This window comes from Bradyrhizobium tropiciagri (assembly GCF_018130505.1).
Lineage (GTDB): Bacteria > Pseudomonadota > Alphaproteobacteria > Rhizobiales > Xanthobacteraceae > Bradyrhizobium > Bradyrhizobium tropiciagri_B.
In genome coordinates, this window is sequence record NZ_JAFCKH010000008.1 from 35,936 (window position 1) to 50,437 (window position 14,502).

15 protein-coding genes are annotated in these 14,502 nt (G+C 66.5%); 5 read left to right on the plus strand and 10 right to left on the minus strand.

What is annotated here, in order from left to right; translation table 11 throughout:
• Positions 1 to 56: 56 nt before the first annotated feature.
• From JQ633_RS20530 to JQ633_RS20540, 3 genes are all read left to right on the plus strand, one after another.
• Positions 57 to 791, plus strand: a complete 735-nt coding sequence (locus JQ633_RS20530) for an SDR family oxidoreductase (RefSeq protein WP_211986910.1) — start codon at positions 57 to 59, stop codon at positions 789 to 791.
• A gap of 57 nt (positions 792 to 848) precedes the next feature.
• Positions 849 to 1,595 carry an SDR family NAD(P)-dependent oxidoreductase gene (locus JQ633_RS20535; protein WP_211986911.1) on the plus strand — a complete coding sequence of 249 codons (747 nt, stop codon included), beginning with the start codon at positions 849 to 851 and terminating at the stop codon, positions 1,593 to 1,595.
• A 159-nt stretch (positions 1,596 to 1,754) separates the two neighbouring features.
• Complete coding sequence (locus tag JQ633_RS20540; RefSeq protein ID WP_211986912.1) at positions 1,755 to 2,183, plus strand: hypothetical protein; 429 nt, start codon at positions 1,755 to 1,757, stop codon at positions 2,181 to 2,183.
• A gap of 104 nt (positions 2,184 to 2,287) precedes the next feature.
• On the opposite strand, the gene JQ633_RS20545 is transcribed toward JQ633_RS20540, so the two are convergent.
• Both JQ633_RS20545 and JQ633_RS35225 read right to left on the minus strand, forming a co-directional pair.
• Positions 2,288 to 2,815, minus strand: a complete 528-nt coding sequence (locus tag JQ633_RS20545; RefSeq protein WP_211986913.1) for a hypothetical protein — start codon at positions 2,813 to 2,815, stop codon at positions 2,288 to 2,290.
• A 216-nt stretch (positions 2,816 to 3,031) separates the two neighbouring features.
• Entirely contained in the window at positions 3,032 to 3,664 is a 633-nt protein-coding gene (locus tag JQ633_RS35225) for a hypothetical protein (RefSeq protein ID WP_249159509.1), read from the minus strand.
• A gap of 250 nt (positions 3,665 to 3,914) precedes the next feature.
• On the opposite strand from JQ633_RS35225, the gene JQ633_RS20555 reads away from it, so the two are divergent.
• Positions 3,915 to 4,298: a VOC family protein gene (locus JQ633_RS20555; RefSeq protein WP_211986914.1), complete on the plus strand. Its 384-nt coding sequence runs from the start codon at positions 3,915 to 3,917 to the stop codon at positions 4,296 to 4,298.
• A gap of 17 nt (positions 4,299 to 4,315) precedes the next feature.
• Here the strand turns inward: JQ633_RS20555 and JQ633_RS20560 are convergent, their stop codons facing one another.
• Positions 4,316 to 4,639 carry a hypothetical protein gene (locus JQ633_RS20560; RefSeq protein WP_211986915.1) on the minus strand — a complete coding sequence of 108 codons (324 nt, stop codon included), beginning with the start codon at positions 4,637 to 4,639 and terminating at the stop codon, positions 4,316 to 4,318.
• Positions 4,640 to 5,030: 391 nt separating this feature from the next.
• Here JQ633_RS20560 and JQ633_RS20565 point away from each other — a divergent pair, with 391 nt between their 5' ends.
• Positions 5,031 to 5,381 carry a GrlR family regulatory protein gene (locus JQ633_RS20565; protein ID WP_211986916.1) on the plus strand — a complete coding sequence of 117 codons (351 nt, stop codon included), beginning with the start codon at positions 5,031 to 5,033 and terminating at the stop codon, positions 5,379 to 5,381.
• A 155-nt stretch (positions 5,382 to 5,536) separates the two neighbouring features.
• Here the strand turns inward: JQ633_RS20565 and JQ633_RS20570 are convergent, their stop codons facing one another.
• From JQ633_RS20570 to JQ633_RS20600, 7 genes are all read right to left on the minus strand, one after another.
• Positions 5,537 to 8,218 (minus strand): PAS domain S-box protein, encoded by a 2,682-nt coding sequence (locus JQ633_RS20570; protein WP_211986917.1) that lies wholly within the window; start codon positions 8,216 to 8,218, stop codon positions 5,537 to 5,539.
• 136 nt (positions 8,219 to 8,354) lie between these two features.
• A complete protein-coding gene (locus JQ633_RS20575; protein WP_211986918.1) occupies positions 8,355 to 9,326 on the minus strand; it encodes a Bug family tripartite tricarboxylate transporter substrate binding protein in 972 nt (323 codons plus the stop codon).
• 137 nt (positions 9,327 to 9,463) lie between these two features.
• On the minus strand, positions 9,464 to 10,372 hold the full coding sequence (locus JQ633_RS20580) for a DMT family transporter (RefSeq protein WP_211986919.1): 909 nt from the start codon (positions 10,370 to 10,372) through the stop codon (positions 9,464 to 9,466).
• 203 nt (positions 10,373 to 10,575) lie between these two features.
• Positions 10,576 to 11,370, minus strand: a complete 795-nt coding sequence (locus tag JQ633_RS20585; protein ID WP_211986920.1) for an NUDIX hydrolase — start codon at positions 11,368 to 11,370, stop codon at positions 10,576 to 10,578.
• 3 nt (positions 11,371 to 11,373) lie between these two features.
• Positions 11,374 to 12,330, minus strand: coding sequence for a dihydrodipicolinate synthase family protein (locus JQ633_RS20590; protein WP_211986921.1), 957 nt, complete (start codon positions 12,328 to 12,330; stop codon positions 11,374 to 11,376).
• Positions 12,331 to 12,420: 90 nt separating this feature from the next.
• The gene (locus tag JQ633_RS20595) at positions 12,421 to 13,302 is read right to left on the minus strand and encodes an SDR family oxidoreductase (protein WP_211986922.1); all 882 of its coding nucleotides are present in this window, start codon (positions 13,300 to 13,302) and stop codon (positions 12,421 to 12,423) included.
• Between the two features lie 183 nt (positions 13,303 to 13,485).
• A complete protein-coding gene (locus JQ633_RS20600) occupies positions 13,486 to 14,346 on the minus strand; it encodes a MaoC family dehydratase (RefSeq protein ID WP_211986923.1) in 861 nt (286 codons plus the stop codon).
• Positions 14,347 to 14,502: the final 156 nt, after the last annotated feature.

Here is a 14,502-nt window from a genome sequence, read left to right on the forward strand (position 1 = left end):
CTCGAGATTCCGGGCTCGCGCTGCGCGCGCCGCGGAATGACCAGAAAGGAAAGAGAATGTCAGACCGCCTGAAGGGCAAACGCGCATTCGTCACGGCCGCGGCAGTCGGCATCGGCCGCGCCTGCGCACTGGCCTTTGCCCGCGAGGGCGCGAGCGTGTTCGCGACCGACATCGACGAAGGCAAGCTCGCGCTGCTCAAGAGCGAAGGTGTCGCCGAGGTCGCCAAGCTCGACGTGCGCGACACCGCCGCCGTTGAAGCGGTGGCCAAGCGCGCCGGCAAGACCGACATCCTGCTCAATGCCGCCGGCTTCGTGCATCACGGCACCCTGCTCGAATGCTCGGACAAGACATGGGACTTCTCGTTCGACCTCAACGTCAAGTCGATGCACCGCACCACCCGCGCCTTCCTGCCCGGCATGCTCGCGCAGGGCAGCGGCGCGATCGTCAACATCGCCTCGGCCGCGGGCGCAGTGAAGGCGGCGCCGAACCGCTACGTCTACAGCGCGACCAAGGCGGCGGTCGCGGCGCTGACCCGTTCGGTCGCAGCCGACTTCATCACCAAGGGCATCCGCTGCAATTGCATTTGCCCGGGGACCATCGAGACACCCTCGATGCTGCAGCGCGCGGCGACCGCCGGCCCCAACGGGCTCGAGATGTTCGTAGCGCGCCAGCCGATGGGCCGGCTCGGCACCGCCGAGGAAATCGCCGCACTCGCCGTCTACCTCGCCAGTGACGAGAGCTCGTTCACAACCGGCGTCGCCCACGTCATCGATGGCGGCTGGACGCTTTAGCGGGAGTCGACCGGCCCGCGCGGCTGCACTGAGGAAAACGTCAAAGGATTGCACCCCATGAACAAGATCGATCTTGGCGGCCGCTGCGCCGTCGTCACCGGAGGCGCGCAGGGATTTGGCCGCGCGATCACCGAGCGCTTTGTCGCTTCCGGCGCCAGGGTCGCGATCTGGGATTTCGACCTGCCGCTGGCCGCGCAGACCGCGAAGGCGATCGGCGACGGCGTGATCGCGATCAAGACCGACGTCACCGATCCCGCCGCGGTCGACGCCGCGCGCGACCAGACGCTGCGCGAGTTCGGCAGGATCGACATCCTCGTCAACAATGCGGGCATCACCGGCGCCAACAAGCCGGTCTGGGAAACCGAGCTCGAGGACTGGCGCAAGGTGATGCGCATCAACCTCGACGGGCCCTTCATCTGCAGCAAGGCGATCGTGCCGGTCATGATCGGCCAGAAATACGGCCGCATCGTCAACATCGCCTCGATTGCCGGCAAGGAAGGCAATCCGAATGCCGCACATTATTCGGCATCGAAGGCCGGCCTGATCGCGCTGACCAAGTCGCTCGGCAAGGAGCTGGCGCAGCACGACATCCTGGTCAACGCGGTGACGCCGGCCGCGGCGAAGACCGCGATCTTCAACCAGATGACCCAGCAGCACATCGACTTCATGCTGTCGAAGATCCCGAAGGGCCGATTCGTGCTGGTCGAGGAACTCGCCTCGATGGTGTCGTGGCTGGCGTCGGCGGACTGCGCCTTCTCGACCGGTGCCGTTTTCGACATTTCCGGTGGCCGCGCGACGTATTAGCCCCCGCGATCTTGTGTACGAGTGGCCCGGCCGCCCCCTCCGCAACGGGGGAAAGGGTAGGATTTCCGTGAAACTTGAGCTAAACCACGGCGCTTGCCGGGCTTTTCCGAATCCCGGCGCCATCCTTCCGGTCATCACGCCATTTCGGACATTTTCGACATGAGACATATCCTCCTCGCGCTGGCGCTTCTGGTTCCGGCCGCCGCATTCGCCCAAGGAACGGCCGGTGGAACGGCTGGTGGAACGGCCGCCCCACCGCCGGCCCCAGCAGCCTCGCCGACGCCCATGGTCGGCGACAAACCGCTGGTCCAGGTCGGCAAGAAGTCGGCCGCCAAGAAGGGCGAGAAGGCCGCCGCAGCCGGCAAGCAGCCGCCGTCATCGGCCGCCCAGAAGCTGCAGGCCTGCCAGGACATCGACGACGCCACCAAGGACCGGCTGAACTGCTACGACGAGATCTTCAAGCCGCAGCCCAAGGCGAAAGCCGCCCCCGCCAAGGGCGTCAATGAATGCCGCTTCCTGAAGGAAGAGGACGAGCGCCTCTCCTGCTACAACGGCTTTGCCGACAAGATTCCACGCCTGCCGCGGTAAAGCGCCCTCGCCGGCGCCGATCCGATCGGACGCAATAAAACGGAAAAAGCCGCCGCAGGCACTCGCCGCGGCGGCTTCTTCACGATTTGATCTGCTGTTCCGGCCTACCAGGTGCTGCCGAAGCCGCCGAAGAAGCCGAAGCGCTGCTGCTGCTGGGCGACCCGGTAAGGCTGCTGGTAGAAGCCGGGCTGGGCATAGCGCGTCGGCTGTAGCTGGGTCGGCTGGTGGGGCCGGCTTCGGGCGACCTTGTGCTTCTTCGGCGCCGGCTGGGTCTGCGGCTCGGGCTTGGCTTCCGCGACCTTGGCCTCTGCGGCGGGCTTGTTGGAGGCGTCATTCCTGTCGCCCGGAATGAACTGGGCGAACGTGTCGCGGACGCGCGACTGGGCGGACGCCGGCGCCGCGGCGGCCATGGCGTTGACCTGTGTCGGAACGATGGTCGGCAGGCTGGTGTCATACACCACCCGCTCGGGCAGTTTCTGGGTCGAGTGAATCCGGACCGTGCTCTTGTCGATGCCGGGAGACGACAGCGAGGTGCTGGCGACGATGGCCCCCTGCGGGACCAGGGCGTCAACGGCGAAAAGCAGCGCGAGCAGGACTCCGCCGACGAACAGGAAATAACGCGCCACTGGCATTTGGGTAGCTCCCCCCGCGCCGAAGGCGCGGTTCAACACTCTTGGCACACGATGACCTCTGTCACCGCGCGCCGATTTCATCGATTGCGCATGATTAACCCGGAAAAATCGCCATCCGGCGCTGCCGGGCCATCAAGTAACTGGCGATGTACTAGTTAGTTCCTGCCCGCCCATTCCGGTTCACCTAGACCGGTCAAATTTTCGAGATGGCGGGAATTAGAGGCGGCTGGCGGTAACCACGGAACACTTCGCCTTACTGGCATTGACGTTGACGAATCCGACCAGCATCCGGGAATAGGTCTTGCGGCTCTTCATGGCGATGGGGTCGGCCAGCACGCGTTTGCGCTCGGTCAGATGGCGGCCGTCGCGGCGGGCGAAGGCGCAGGCGATCTCGATGTCCTTGACCGCGAAATCGTTGCGGTTCCGCAGCGTCAGGGTGACCAGCGCCTTGGAGCCGAGCCCGCCTCGCCGCCAGGACTGGGACGCAATCCGCAAGCCGTCGAGCGGCGATTTTTCGACCAGGGGTTCGTCAGGTCTGGCTGCGGGCGCCAGCCCGACCGTGACGGGCTCGGCGACTGGCACGGCCGCCGCGGGCGGCGCATCGGTTGGGGCGGCTCGCGCGGGCTCGACGTTCTGGGCCGTCCGGATGATCGCGGAGGCCGGTGCGACGCTGTCGTCTCCCGCATCACTCGGCTCCGGGAGCATCAACCATGCCGTGATACCAGCGATAGCCATCAGGGGCAGCGCAAAGCCGACGCAAAGGCTCATCGCACCAGGACGCGCGGCGCCGAGACGCGCGCGGCCCCGATCCCGAAGCCGATTTGGAAACGACGCCAAGCCGAACCGCATCGCTGTGCCCTCATCCGGCACCCGCGCCAGCAAACGGCGCACAGAACCCCATCAAGCGTGCGCCGCGCCCGTACACGGCTGCGGGCGCTATCGCCGAGACAATCGCTGATCGCCAGGATGGTTGCATTTCGCGACAACAATATTGCGGCGAGGATGGCATTGCCGGTACCTCGCAGCTAGATTTGCGCCGCTTCAGAATGAGCGCTGCAAGGCGCAACAACAGCCAACAAGAACAGTCAAGGAGATCGCGATGCCAACCGTCACCTGGGACCACATTCATCTGCGCAGTCCCGATCCCGAAGCGACGGCCGCCTGGCTTCGCGACATTCTCGGCGGCGAGATCATTCGCGGCCCCGGCCGCATCGACGTCGCGCTCGGCGGCGCCAAGGTGTTCATTGCCGAGGTTGCGGCCGGCGACGGCGTCAACGCGCCGCCCGTGACGCCCTATCAGGGCCTCGACCATTTCGGGCTGACGGTGAAGGACATCGACGCGGTCGCCGCCGAGATCAAGGCCAAGGGCGTCGAGTTCACGAAGGAGCCGACCACGATCCGTCCCGGCGTCCGCATCTGCTTTATCCGCGGCCCGCAGGGCATCTCGATCGAGCTGCTCGAGCGCGACGCGAAATACGCGTAGGCGGCGATCCCTACCCGCTACGTCATGCTGCCAGGCATGAAGCAGCGGATCGTCACGCCCGTATAACCGTGGATCGGCCAGACCATCGCGCGGCCGACGCGGTTCGGCTCGGTGACGACCGCTTCGTCCGGCACGTCGATCCACTGGCCATCGAGGCGGACACGATAGTGTCCGTCCTTCGATTCCCAGTCGACGTCGCTGACCGCGCTGCCGTCGGCATCCGAACAGCATGGTCCCTTACCGCTGCGCAGGCCGTCGAACCATTGCTTGAGCGGCGAATTCGCATAGCGGCCATCGAGATCGCGCGCCTGCGCCAGTTGCGATGCCGCTACCAGCAGCATCGCTACTCCGATCCAGAATCCAAGTACGGGTCCAAATCCAGGTCCGAGCCTCAGTGAGGCCGTCACACGGCCCGCGCGAGGGCGGGCCAAGGTTCGAGGGTCGTCACAGGGGCGCGCCGAAGCGCCGCCGGCTTCCATGCGATCTGCCATCTGTTTCTTGCTCCAGCACACACCGGCCAGTGCAGTCAGAGCCATGCATTTCGCGGGCCAAATCGATTCACGCGCACGGTCCGCGTCATCGCGCCGTCACACCGGCTGGCAGGAACCGAGGGTTCGGACCAACTCCGGACGTCCCCGGAATCAACCTGCCGCATTGCACGAGGTTGCGCGCTTTGGCATAAAAAACCAACCGGCTTTCCGTGGGCGCGGATGGCCGGCAGAGCGGGACGTTATGAAGAACGGGCTGTATTCAATCCATGTCACCCTGCTCGACGGGCGCGTCGGCAAGGGCAGCGGTGTCATTCTGTTTCGCGACGGCCAAATCCTGGGCGGCGATGCCTATCTCTATTACACCGGCAGCTACACGGTGAAGGGCGACACCTTCAAAGGCGAGGTGCTGGTGCAGCGCCACACCACGCCGCGCGACACCGAGAACCCGCTGTTCGGCGGCCCGGCCCCGGTCGGCATCGGCGTGACCGGCACCTTCACCGACACCCGCGGCACCATGAGCGGCACCGCGCTGGTCGGCAAGGCAAGCCAGATCTTCGGCGCCACGCTACACAAGCTCGCGGATATCAATTAGCGGATGCCGTCGCGGCCAGACCCGTCATCCTGAGATCCGAGCCCTCGCGAGCCTCGAAGGATGAATCAGGCCGCGGCCGGGCCGATTCATCCTTCGAGGCTCGCTGCGCTCGCACCTCAGGATGACGGTGCCGCACCAAGCGCTCTTTGGACACCCTACTCCGCCGCCTGCTCCAGCGGCGCGGTGCGGGGCAGGATGATCTGGATGCGCGTGCCGCGGCCCGGTTCGGAATCGAGATCGAGGCGGCCGCCGAGGCGCGTGGTGATGATGCTGTAGACGATGTGCAGCCCGAGGCCGGTGCCGCCCTGGTCGCGCCGTGTGGTGAAGAACGGATCGAAGGCGCGGCGGCGCACGTCCAGACTCATGCCGCAGCCATTGTCGGAGAAGATCACCTCGACATTGTCCCTGCCGGACGCGCGCACCTGAATGTCGACCTCGCCGGCCTTGCCGTCGGGAAACGCATGCGCCACCGCGTTGAGGAACAGATTGGTCAGCACCTGGCCGTACGGGCCCGGATAGGAATTCATGATCAGGCCCGGCTCGCAATCGACGTTGAGCGTCAGATTGTGCTTGCGCAGCCCGGGCCGCAGGCTCATCACGACTTGCTCGGTGAGATCGCCGAGATCGAAGTTGCGCTGGTCCGAATAATTGCGGTCGGCGGCGACCTGCTTGAACGACTGGATCAGTTCGGCCGCGCGGTTGAGATTGGCGACGAGCTGCGACGACGCATCCTGCGTCGTGGCTAGGAAGTCGTTCAGGCTGGAGCGGCGCAGCTCGCCGCGCTCGACCTGGCTGGCGAAGGTCGCGGCCTTGCGCTCGAGCGCGGAGGCCACCGTCAGGCTGATGCCGACGGGGTTGTTGACCTCATGCGCGACGCCCGCCACCAGACGGCCGAGCGCGGCGAGCTTCTCGGCCTCGATCAGCGAGTTCTGGGTCTCGCGCAGATTGCGCAGCGCGGCCTCGGCCGAGTCCCTCGCCTTGCGCATCTCCTGCTCGGAGCGCTTGCGCTCGCCGATGTCGAGCGCGACGGTGACGATGTTCTCGATGTCGCCCTGCAAGTCGAGGATCGGCAGCTTGTTGACCAGCCATTGCCGCATGTTGCCGGCGGAATCCTTGTACTCCTCCTCGTAGAAACCGAGCTCGCGGCGCGCCGACAGCACACGCTTGTCGTTCTCGTCGCTCTTGGCCGCGCCGTAGCGCGACATCAGATCAGCGGTGGTCCGGCCGATCGCGTCCTGCGGCTCGATGCCGAAGATGCCGGCCATGTAGCGGTTCATCAGCACGTAGCGCAGGTCGTTGTCCTTGACGTTGATGACCGCGGGCACGGTGTCGATGACCATCTGCAGCAAGCGGCGGCCTTCGGCGATCGCATCTTCGGCGCGCTTCTGGTCGGTGATGTCACGGACCGTGCCTTCGTAGCGGATCACTTCGCCTTCGTCGTTGCGCACCACGGTGGCGGAATCGGAGAGCCACAGCGCGGTGCCGTCGCGCGCGCGCACCTGATACTCGTAGTCGCGCACCACGCCGTCGCGCTCCATCAAGCGCTGGTATCGCTCGCGCGCCCGCGCATCGACATAGACGGTGGAGGCGATGTCGCCGATGCCCTTGATCAGGTCCTGCGGCGTGGCATAGCCCATCATGCGCGCCAGCGCGGGATTGGCGTTGAGCAGCGTGCCGCCCGGCGTCGTGACGTAGATGCCTTCGACCGACGCCTCGAACAGCTTGCGATAGCTCTCCTCGGCGAGCCGCTGCTCGGCGAGCGCGCGCAGCGCGGCCTCGCGCGCCGTATCGGCGTCGACCAGGGTCTGGCGGAACACTTCGGCGGCGCGCGCGATGTCGCCGATCTCGTTATCGAGGTCGGCGCCCGGGATGAAGGCGCTCTTCTCGCCGCCGGCGACCTTGCGGATCGAGCCCGCGATCTTGGCCAACGGACGCACGGTGCGGCGAACCACCAGCACCGCCGCGAACAGGCCGATCAGCACGCCGGCGGTGCCGAGCACGATGCTCTGCCATTTCGCCTCGGCCAGCGTGCGGGCGAAATCCCGCGCCAGCACGTGACCGCGGCGGTCGCTCAGCTCACGCAGCAGCTCGGTGACGCGCTGGATCAGCCGGCCCTCCTCGCCGAGCACCTCCTTGTCGATATCGGCGATCTGGCCCTCGCGCACCGAGATCGCGACGATCGCCTGGGCATAATTGTCGACCGCGGTCCGCAGCGCGGGATCGGTTATTGTCATCGTGCGCATGCTTTGCGCGGCCTGCTCGGCTGCCGACGTGTTGTGCGCCAGCAGAGCGGTGCCGATCCGGCTCTGGGTCTGCAGCAGCGCCGTCGCCTGCGCTGGATCGGTGCTCGCAGCGGCCGCCTTGTCGAAGGCATCGCGCAGCGGCGGCAGGGCCGCGACCAGCTCGGCGCGGCGGCTGAGCAGCGCCGAGATGCGCTCGATGCCGCCGCGATAGGTCGCAAGCCGCTGGGTGACGCCGTCGATCATGTCCTGCTGCTCGGGGGCAAGCTCGATGCGGGTTTTCTTCAGGATCTCGCTGAGCGACTGGGCGGCTTCGGCGACCTGGGCCGACTGGGTGCCGGGCTCGGTGACGAAGTCGCGCGCCGCCAGCCGCAGTTCGTTCATCCGGCGGTCGATATCCTCGGCGATGTCGCCGACGCTCTGCAGCCGCTGCAGCTCGGCGAAGGTCGTGTCGATGTGGCGGATCGCGATCACGCTGGCTGTGGATGTGATGATGATCACAGCCAGCACCAGCAGGAAGCTGCCGAAGGTGAGCTGGCCGATCGAGAGGGAAAATGCTCGCGGCTCTGGCGAATTCGGCGGCAATTCAGCGGTCATGTGATCGAGGCCAGGCTCCTGTCGAAGCCAATATACGGGAAATTACGGGCCGTAGGGAACATGCTGCAGCGCCAACGCGACAGATGGTATGATTCAGGTCACCAGCCCCCCGAGATCTGACAGGCCCGGTCCGCCGTCAGTCGGGCGGAATCCCCGCCTCCTTGACCACCTTGGCCCAGACCGCGACATCAGCCTTGATGATATCGGCGAATTGCCGCTGCGGGGCGCTCTTGGCCTCGCAGCCGGCGACGTCGAGCTTCTGCCGCACCGCGGCGGAGGCGAGCGCGGTTTCCAGCGCCGCGCTGATGCGTTCGACCACAGCCTGCGGCGTGCCTGCCGGCACTACGAAGCCGAACCACGGGGTGACCTGCGCCTCGGCATAGCCCTGCTCGGCCATGGTCGGCACGTCAGGAAAATACTTCGAGCGGCCGTCGCTGATCGCGCCGATGATCCGGATGGTGCCGGACTGCACCTGGGCCAGCGCCTGGTTGGCCGACAGGAAGCTCGAGGTGATCAGGCCGCTGGCGATATCGGGCACCATCTGCGGGTAGCCGCGATAGCCGATCGCGGTGACGTCGATCCCGGCGAGCCGCTTGAACAGCTCGAAGCCGAGATGCCCGGTCGAGCCCTTGCCGGGATGGCTGTAGTTCAGCGTGCCCGGTTTTGCTTTCGCCAGCGCGACATATTCCGCGACCGTCTTCACCGGCAGCGAGGACGGTACAATGAAGAAGTTCGGCGCCTGGCAGATCTGGCCGACCGGGATGAAGTCCTTGACCGGGTCCCAGCGCAGTTGCGTGCTCAGCGCCGGGCTCGCGGTGAAGAAGGTGGTCACCAGCAGCCATGTGTAACCGTCCGGGGCTGCGCGCGCGACCTCCTCGGCCGCGATCGAGCCGTTGGCGCCGGATTTGGCCTCGACGACGATCGTGCCCTTCCACTGCTCCTGCATATCCTGCGCGATGATCCGCGCGAACACGTCGGCGACGCTGCCCGGCGCATAGGGAATGACGATGCGGATCGGCCGGGTCGGATAATCCTGCGCGCGCACCGTGCCCGTGGTGGCCAGCACGGCCACGCACATGCCGACAATGAGTCCGAACCGCCGAAGCATCGCCCTGTTTCCCACCTTGTTTTTCGTTGCAGGCAGGATGCAGGGATTGGCCGTGGGCAGCAAGGCACGGGTTTCGGCAGACGAAACTTCAGGCCGCTGCTGTCTTCCGCATCGGAATCGTCATCGCGGCGATGACCTCAGGCTGTGATTGTCCTACGCACGGGAATCGTCATCGCGGCAACCCCGATCACGACGCACGCGAGCCCGACCCACGCCGTCGGGCTCAGCCGCTCACCGAGAAAGGTGACGCCGAGCGCAACCCCGATCGGCACCCGCAAGTAAGCCTGCGCCGTGGTGCCGACCGAGCCGAGGGTCTGGATCAGGCGGAAGTAGATCACGAAGGCGATCGCGGTCGAGAACACCGCGAGCGCGAGCAGCGCCGCGAGCGAGCTGGTCGAGGGCGACAGCGTCCACGGCCGCTCGACGGCGAGGCTGAGCGGGATCAGGATCGCCGCGCCCGCGAGCAGCGAGCCGGCCGCCGGCGCCATCGGATCGAGCCCCTTGAAGCCGCGGCTGAAGATCGCGGCGCAGGCGTAGCAGATGGTGGCGGCCACGATCGCGACCTCGGCCACGATGCCGGTGCCGAGATCGCGGAACGCATCGACGCCGACGATCATGCAGATGCCGGCCATGCCGGCGACCACGCCGAACAGCTTGCGCGGGCTCGCCGCCTCGTGGCGGGTGATCATGACGGTGAACAGGAAGGTGAAGATCGGCGACGCCGAATTGAGGATGGTGGTCAGCCCGGCATCGACAAAGCGCTCGCCCCAGGCGATCAGCGTCCACGGGATCACGCTGTTGAGGCAGGCCTGGAAGATGAAGCGGCGCCAGGTCGCGCTGTCAGTCGGCATGGTGACGCCGCGCACGCGCATGATGACGAGCAGCAGCAGCCCCGCGATCGCGGTGCGCGCCGCGATCAGCGTGATCGGCGGGATGGTGGCGACGCCGAGCTTGATGAAGGTGTAGGAGCCGCCCCAGAGGGTGGCAAGCGCAAGCAGCAGGGCGAGCTCGAAGGCCATGCCGGGCTGGCGTGGGGTTGTGGACATGCGGGGATTCCGTCTCGATGGGTCAGACGGAAGCTACATCGCCAGTCCAAGACAATCCTTCGGCCTCGACCGAAGTGTGAGGACAGCGACCCGTCATCCTGAGGTGCGAGCGGAGCGAGCCTCGAAGGATCGACGGCCACCGGCCGGGCCGTGCATCCTTCGAGGCTCGCCGAAGAGGCTCGCACCTCAGGATGACGGAGCGGTCAGCCCATCGCGCCGACGTCGAACACCTCGCCGTCGTAGCCGGCCTCCTTGGGGATGCGGAGCTGGCGGCCGGTGGCGGTCTTGGTCATCACCGGCATCACGGTGACGATCGACATGCCCTTGCTGTCGGCCAGCGCGGCCGCAACGTTTGGCTGCTTGCCGAGCCGGATCAGGTTGCGCGTGGTCGGGAACGGCAGCTTGAAGCGGCCGGTCTCCCCGCCTGCCAGCGCCTCGCGCGCCGACACCCAGATCGAGTCGGTGGATTCCTTGCCGTCATGGGCGCCGAGCTGCTCGGGCGGTGCGGCGGCGAGGAAGAACCAGGTGTCGAACCGCTTCGGCATGCCCTCCGGCGTGATCCAGTGCGCATAGGGCACCAGCGCGTCGAGCGCGAGCACGAGGCTGTTGTCGGCCAGGATTTGCTGGAAGGTGATCTTGCCTTCGTTCAGCGCGGTGCGGTGCGCCAGCGCGAGCTCGTCGGCGCGCCTGGCGTCGACCAGCTCGGACGATCCGTTCGGCCGCGCCAGCAGGATGCCGCTCTCCTCGAACGTCTCGCGGATCCCGGCAATGCGGAAGCCGAGCGCATCGGCGTCGAGCCCCTCGCCGCCGGAATAGAGCGCGGCCGATGCCGCGATCTCCTTGTCGTTCTTGTCGACGCTGCCGCCCGGAAACACCAGCGCGCCCGAGTTGAACTCGATCTGGTGATGGCGGACCATCATGAAAATTTCGATCTCGGACGTCCCGTCGCGCAGCAGCAGCACGGTGGACGCGGGACGGGTCGCTGCGATCTCGGCCATGACCTAGCCCGCCGCGCTGGATTGCGGCTGCAGATTGGCGCGGCGGTCGACGCGCGCCACCCGCGACAGGAGGTAATCAACCTCCGCCCTCGCCTGCGGCGTGATCACGGCGCCCGGCTTGCGCTGCGCGCTGGAGGAGATGATGCCGCGCTTCTGCAGCACGTATTTGCGCACCGTGAGGCCGACGCCCGGCTGCTGCTCGTAGCGGATCAGCGGCAGATGCGCGTCGAACAGGTCATGCGCGGCGTCGCGCTTGCCGGCCTTGGAGAGATTGACGACGTCGATCAGCAGCTCCGGGAAGGCGTAGCCGGTCATCGCACCGTCGGCGCCGCGCTCCATCTCGAAATCGAGGAACAGGCCGCCATTGCCGACCAGGATCGAAAGCGGCCGCAGCGAGCCGTCCTTCTGGAAGTTGCGCAGCGTGGAGATCTTCTCCAAGCCCGGCCAATCCTCGTGCTTGAGCATCACGCAGGACGGCGAGTCCATCACGATCTTGCGGATCACGGCGGGCGTGAACTGGACGGTGAGCGTCAGCGGATAATCCTGCAGCACCCAGGGAATGTCGTCGCCGATCGCTTCCTGCGCCTGCTTGAAATAGCCCGTGATCTGGTCGTCGGTGCGCAGATGCGGCGGCGGCGCGATCATGACGCCGGCGGCGCCCGCATCCATCGACTTCTTCGCCAGGGAACGCATCGTGGCAAAGCCCGGCGCCGAGACGCCGACGATCACCTGCAGCTTCTTGGCACGCTTGACGAAGCGCAGCGCCACCTGCTCGGCCTCCGCCGCGTCGAGCTTCGGCGCTTCGCCCAGGATGCCCAGCACGGTGACGCCGTCGCAGCCGACATCGGTGTAGAAATCGGTGAGACGGTCGATCGAGGCCTCGTCGATACGGCCGTCGTCATGGAACGGGGTCGGCGCGATGGCGAAGGTTCCAGCGGCCTGGGCGGTCAGTTTTGTCATGGATGCCTCGTTTGTTCCCGCCCTCTATACAGCCTCATCCCCCGATGCGCCATTGCGCTCCGGGGATGGGCCGCACCCGGAATCCGCGCTCTACTTGAACCGCCGCGCCGACTTCTTGATCTCCTCCTCGGAGAAGAAGATCTCCTTGGCGTGGGTCACGATGTCCTCGGCCTTCCATCCGGTGAATGGCGGCGTCCAGCCCTCCATTTCCATCATCCGCATCTCGCGGACGCCACGCGGGCCGGAGACGCCGAGCACCTTGCCGGTCTGGTCGCCGGAGAGGTCACTGACCATGTAGAGCACGGCCGGCGCGATGCCGTCGGGGCCAAGCGCCGCACCGGGGTTCTCCTTGTAGCGCGGCAGGTCCGCGGTCATGCGGGTCAGCGCGCCCGGCGCCAGGGTCCAGATCCGGATGTTGTATTTGCGGCCCTCGATCGCCAGCACGTTGGAGAGGCCCCAGATGCCGCCCTTTGCCGCGCCGTAATTGGTCTGGCCGAAATTGCCGATCAGCCCCGAGGTCGAGGAGGTGTTGACGATGACGCCGCCGCCATTGTCGCGCATCCATTTGAACACCGGCTGGGTGCAGCAGAAGGTGCCTTTGAGATGCACCTTCATCACCCTGTCCCAGTTGGCTTCCTTGGCCTTGTGGAAGGTCTCGTCCAGCAGGATGCCGGCATTGTTGACCAGGATGTCGGCGCGGCCGAAATGCTTGATGGCGTCGTCGAACACCGACTGGCCGCCGGCCAGCGTCGAGATGTCGGCGCCGTTGGCAACGGCACGGCCGCCCTCGGCCTTGATCGCATCGACTACCTTCTGGGCCATCGACGTGTCCGAGCCGGAGCCATCGCGCGGTCCGCCGAGATCGTTGACGACGACCGCCGCGCCCTCGCGCGCGAACAGCTGCGCGTAGGCTTCACCAAGTCCGCCGCCGGCGCCCGTGATCAGCGCCACCTTGCCGTCGAGTAATCCCATCGTCGTTTTCTCCGTTGTTCTTTTTCTTTCACCTCTCCCCGCCTGCGGGGAGAGGTCGGATCGCCCTTGCGATCCGGGTGAGGGGGTACAGGTCTCTCCACGATCACACTCGCGGTGAGAGCCCCTCACCCCGCCCTCTCCCCGCCAGAGCGGGGCGAGGGAGGCGACGGCCGCCGCGCGTGGCTACGCCAGCACCGTCTTGCCGCTCTTGATCACGGTCACGCCGCGCGACTTCACCTTGGCTTCGAACGACACCACGTTGCCGTCCTTCCACAACTCCATGGTCACGGTCTCGCCGGGAAACACCGGCGAGGAGAACCGCGCCACGTGCTGCTTGAAGGCGGACGGATCGTAGTCAGCGTAAGTTTGCAGAACGCCGCGGCAGGTGATGCCGTAGGTGCACATGCCGTGCAGGATCGGCCGCGGGAAGCCGGCCTTCTTGGCGAACTCCGGATCTGAGTGCAGCGGATTGCGGTCGCCGCAGAGCCGGTAGACCAGCGCCTGGTCCGGCCGCGTCGTGATGTCGACGATCTGGTCCGGTGCGCGCTCCGGCACCTTGTGCGGCTCGGGCTGGCCGTCCGACGGGCCACCAAAACCGCCGTCGCCACGGGCGAAGCGCGAGGCCACCAGCGTGGCGAGCTTGTCGCCCTTCTCGTCCTTCAGCACGGTCTGGTGGCGGATCACCGCGCCCTTGTCCTTGCCCTTGTCGAACACGTCGAGCACCGTGGAGTCGGCGGTGATATGGGCCGCGGTCGCGAACGGCTTGTGGAAGGTGATGTCGCGCTCGCCGTCGACGACCATCACGCGGTTGAGGTTCATCTCGCCGGGGCCGGCGCCCCAGGCCGCGACCGAGGCGAAGGTCGGCACCACCTTGAGCGGGCGCGGCGTCAGCACGCCCTCGTTGACGAAGGCGAGCTCCTTCTCGTCCATCGGATCGGCACCGAGGCCGATGCCATAGGCGTAGAGCATCACGTCACGGTCGGCGTAGCTGTATTTCTGGCCGAGGTTCTTCAGGGCCATCAGCTGTTCGTACACGATCGGCATTGTCGTTCTCTCCCCGAATTTCTTCTTACAGCGCGGTGCCCGTTACAGCGCCCTCTCCCCTTGTGGGAGAGGGCTACACCGGCAGCACCTCGAACTCACTTGGGTGAGGGGTTGCTTCCGCAGAGAAACTCTTGACGCGGAGAGATACCCCTCATC

Excerpts from the sequence above, each read along its gene's own strand:
- JQ633_RS20540 (WP_211986912.1), top strand. The coding sequence starts at position 1,755 with ATGAGACATATCCTCCTCGCGCTGGCGCTTCTGGTTCCGGCCGCCGCA.
- JQ633_RS20600 (WP_211986923.1), bottom strand. The coding sequence starts at position 14,346 with ATGCCGATCGTGTACGAACAGCTGATGGCCCTGAAGAACCTCGGCCAG.
- JQ633_RS20570 (WP_211986917.1), bottom strand. The coding sequence starts at position 8,218 with ATGACCGCTGAATTGCCGCCGAATTCGCCAGAGCCGCGAGCATTTTCC.
- JQ633_RS20545 (WP_211986913.1), bottom strand. The coding sequence starts at position 2,815 with ATGCCAGTGGCGCGTTATTTCCTGTTCGTCGGCGGAGTCCTGCTCGCG.
- JQ633_RS20590 (WP_211986921.1), bottom strand. The coding sequence starts at position 12,330 with ATGACAAAACTGACCGCCCAGGCCGCTGGAACCTTCGCCATCGCGCCG.
- JQ633_RS20535 (WP_211986911.1), top strand. The coding sequence starts at position 849 with ATGAACAAGATCGATCTTGGCGGCCGCTGCGCCGTCGTCACCGGAGGC.
- JQ633_RS35225 (WP_249159509.1), bottom strand. The coding sequence starts at position 3,664 with ATGCGGTTCGGCTTGGCGTCGTTTCCAAATCGGCTTCGGGATCGGGGC.
- JQ633_RS20555 (WP_211986914.1), top strand. The coding sequence starts at position 3,915 with ATGCCAACCGTCACCTGGGACCACATTCATCTGCGCAGTCCCGATCCC.
- JQ633_RS20560 (WP_211986915.1), bottom strand. The coding sequence starts at position 4,639 with ATGCTGCTGGTAGCGGCATCGCAACTGGCGCAGGCGCGCGATCTCGAT.
- JQ633_RS20595 (WP_211986922.1), bottom strand. The coding sequence starts at position 13,302 with ATGGGATTACTCGACGGCAAGGTGGCGCTGATCACGGGCGCCGGCGGC.
- JQ633_RS20565 (WP_211986916.1), top strand. The coding sequence starts at position 5,031 with ATGAAGAACGGGCTGTATTCAATCCATGTCACCCTGCTCGACGGGCGC.
- JQ633_RS20530 (WP_211986910.1), top strand. The coding sequence starts at position 57 with ATGTCAGACCGCCTGAAGGGCAAACGCGCATTCGTCACGGCCGCGGCA.
- JQ633_RS20580 (WP_211986919.1), bottom strand. The coding sequence starts at position 10,372 with ATGTCCACAACCCCACGCCAGCCCGGCATGGCCTTCGAGCTCGCCCTG.
- JQ633_RS20585 (WP_211986920.1), bottom strand. The coding sequence starts at position 11,370 with ATGGCCGAGATCGCAGCGACCCGTCCCGCGTCCACCGTGCTGCTGCTG.
- JQ633_RS20575 (WP_211986918.1), bottom strand. The coding sequence starts at position 9,326 with ATGCTTCGGCGGTTCGGACTCATTGTCGGCATGTGCGTGGCCGTGCTG.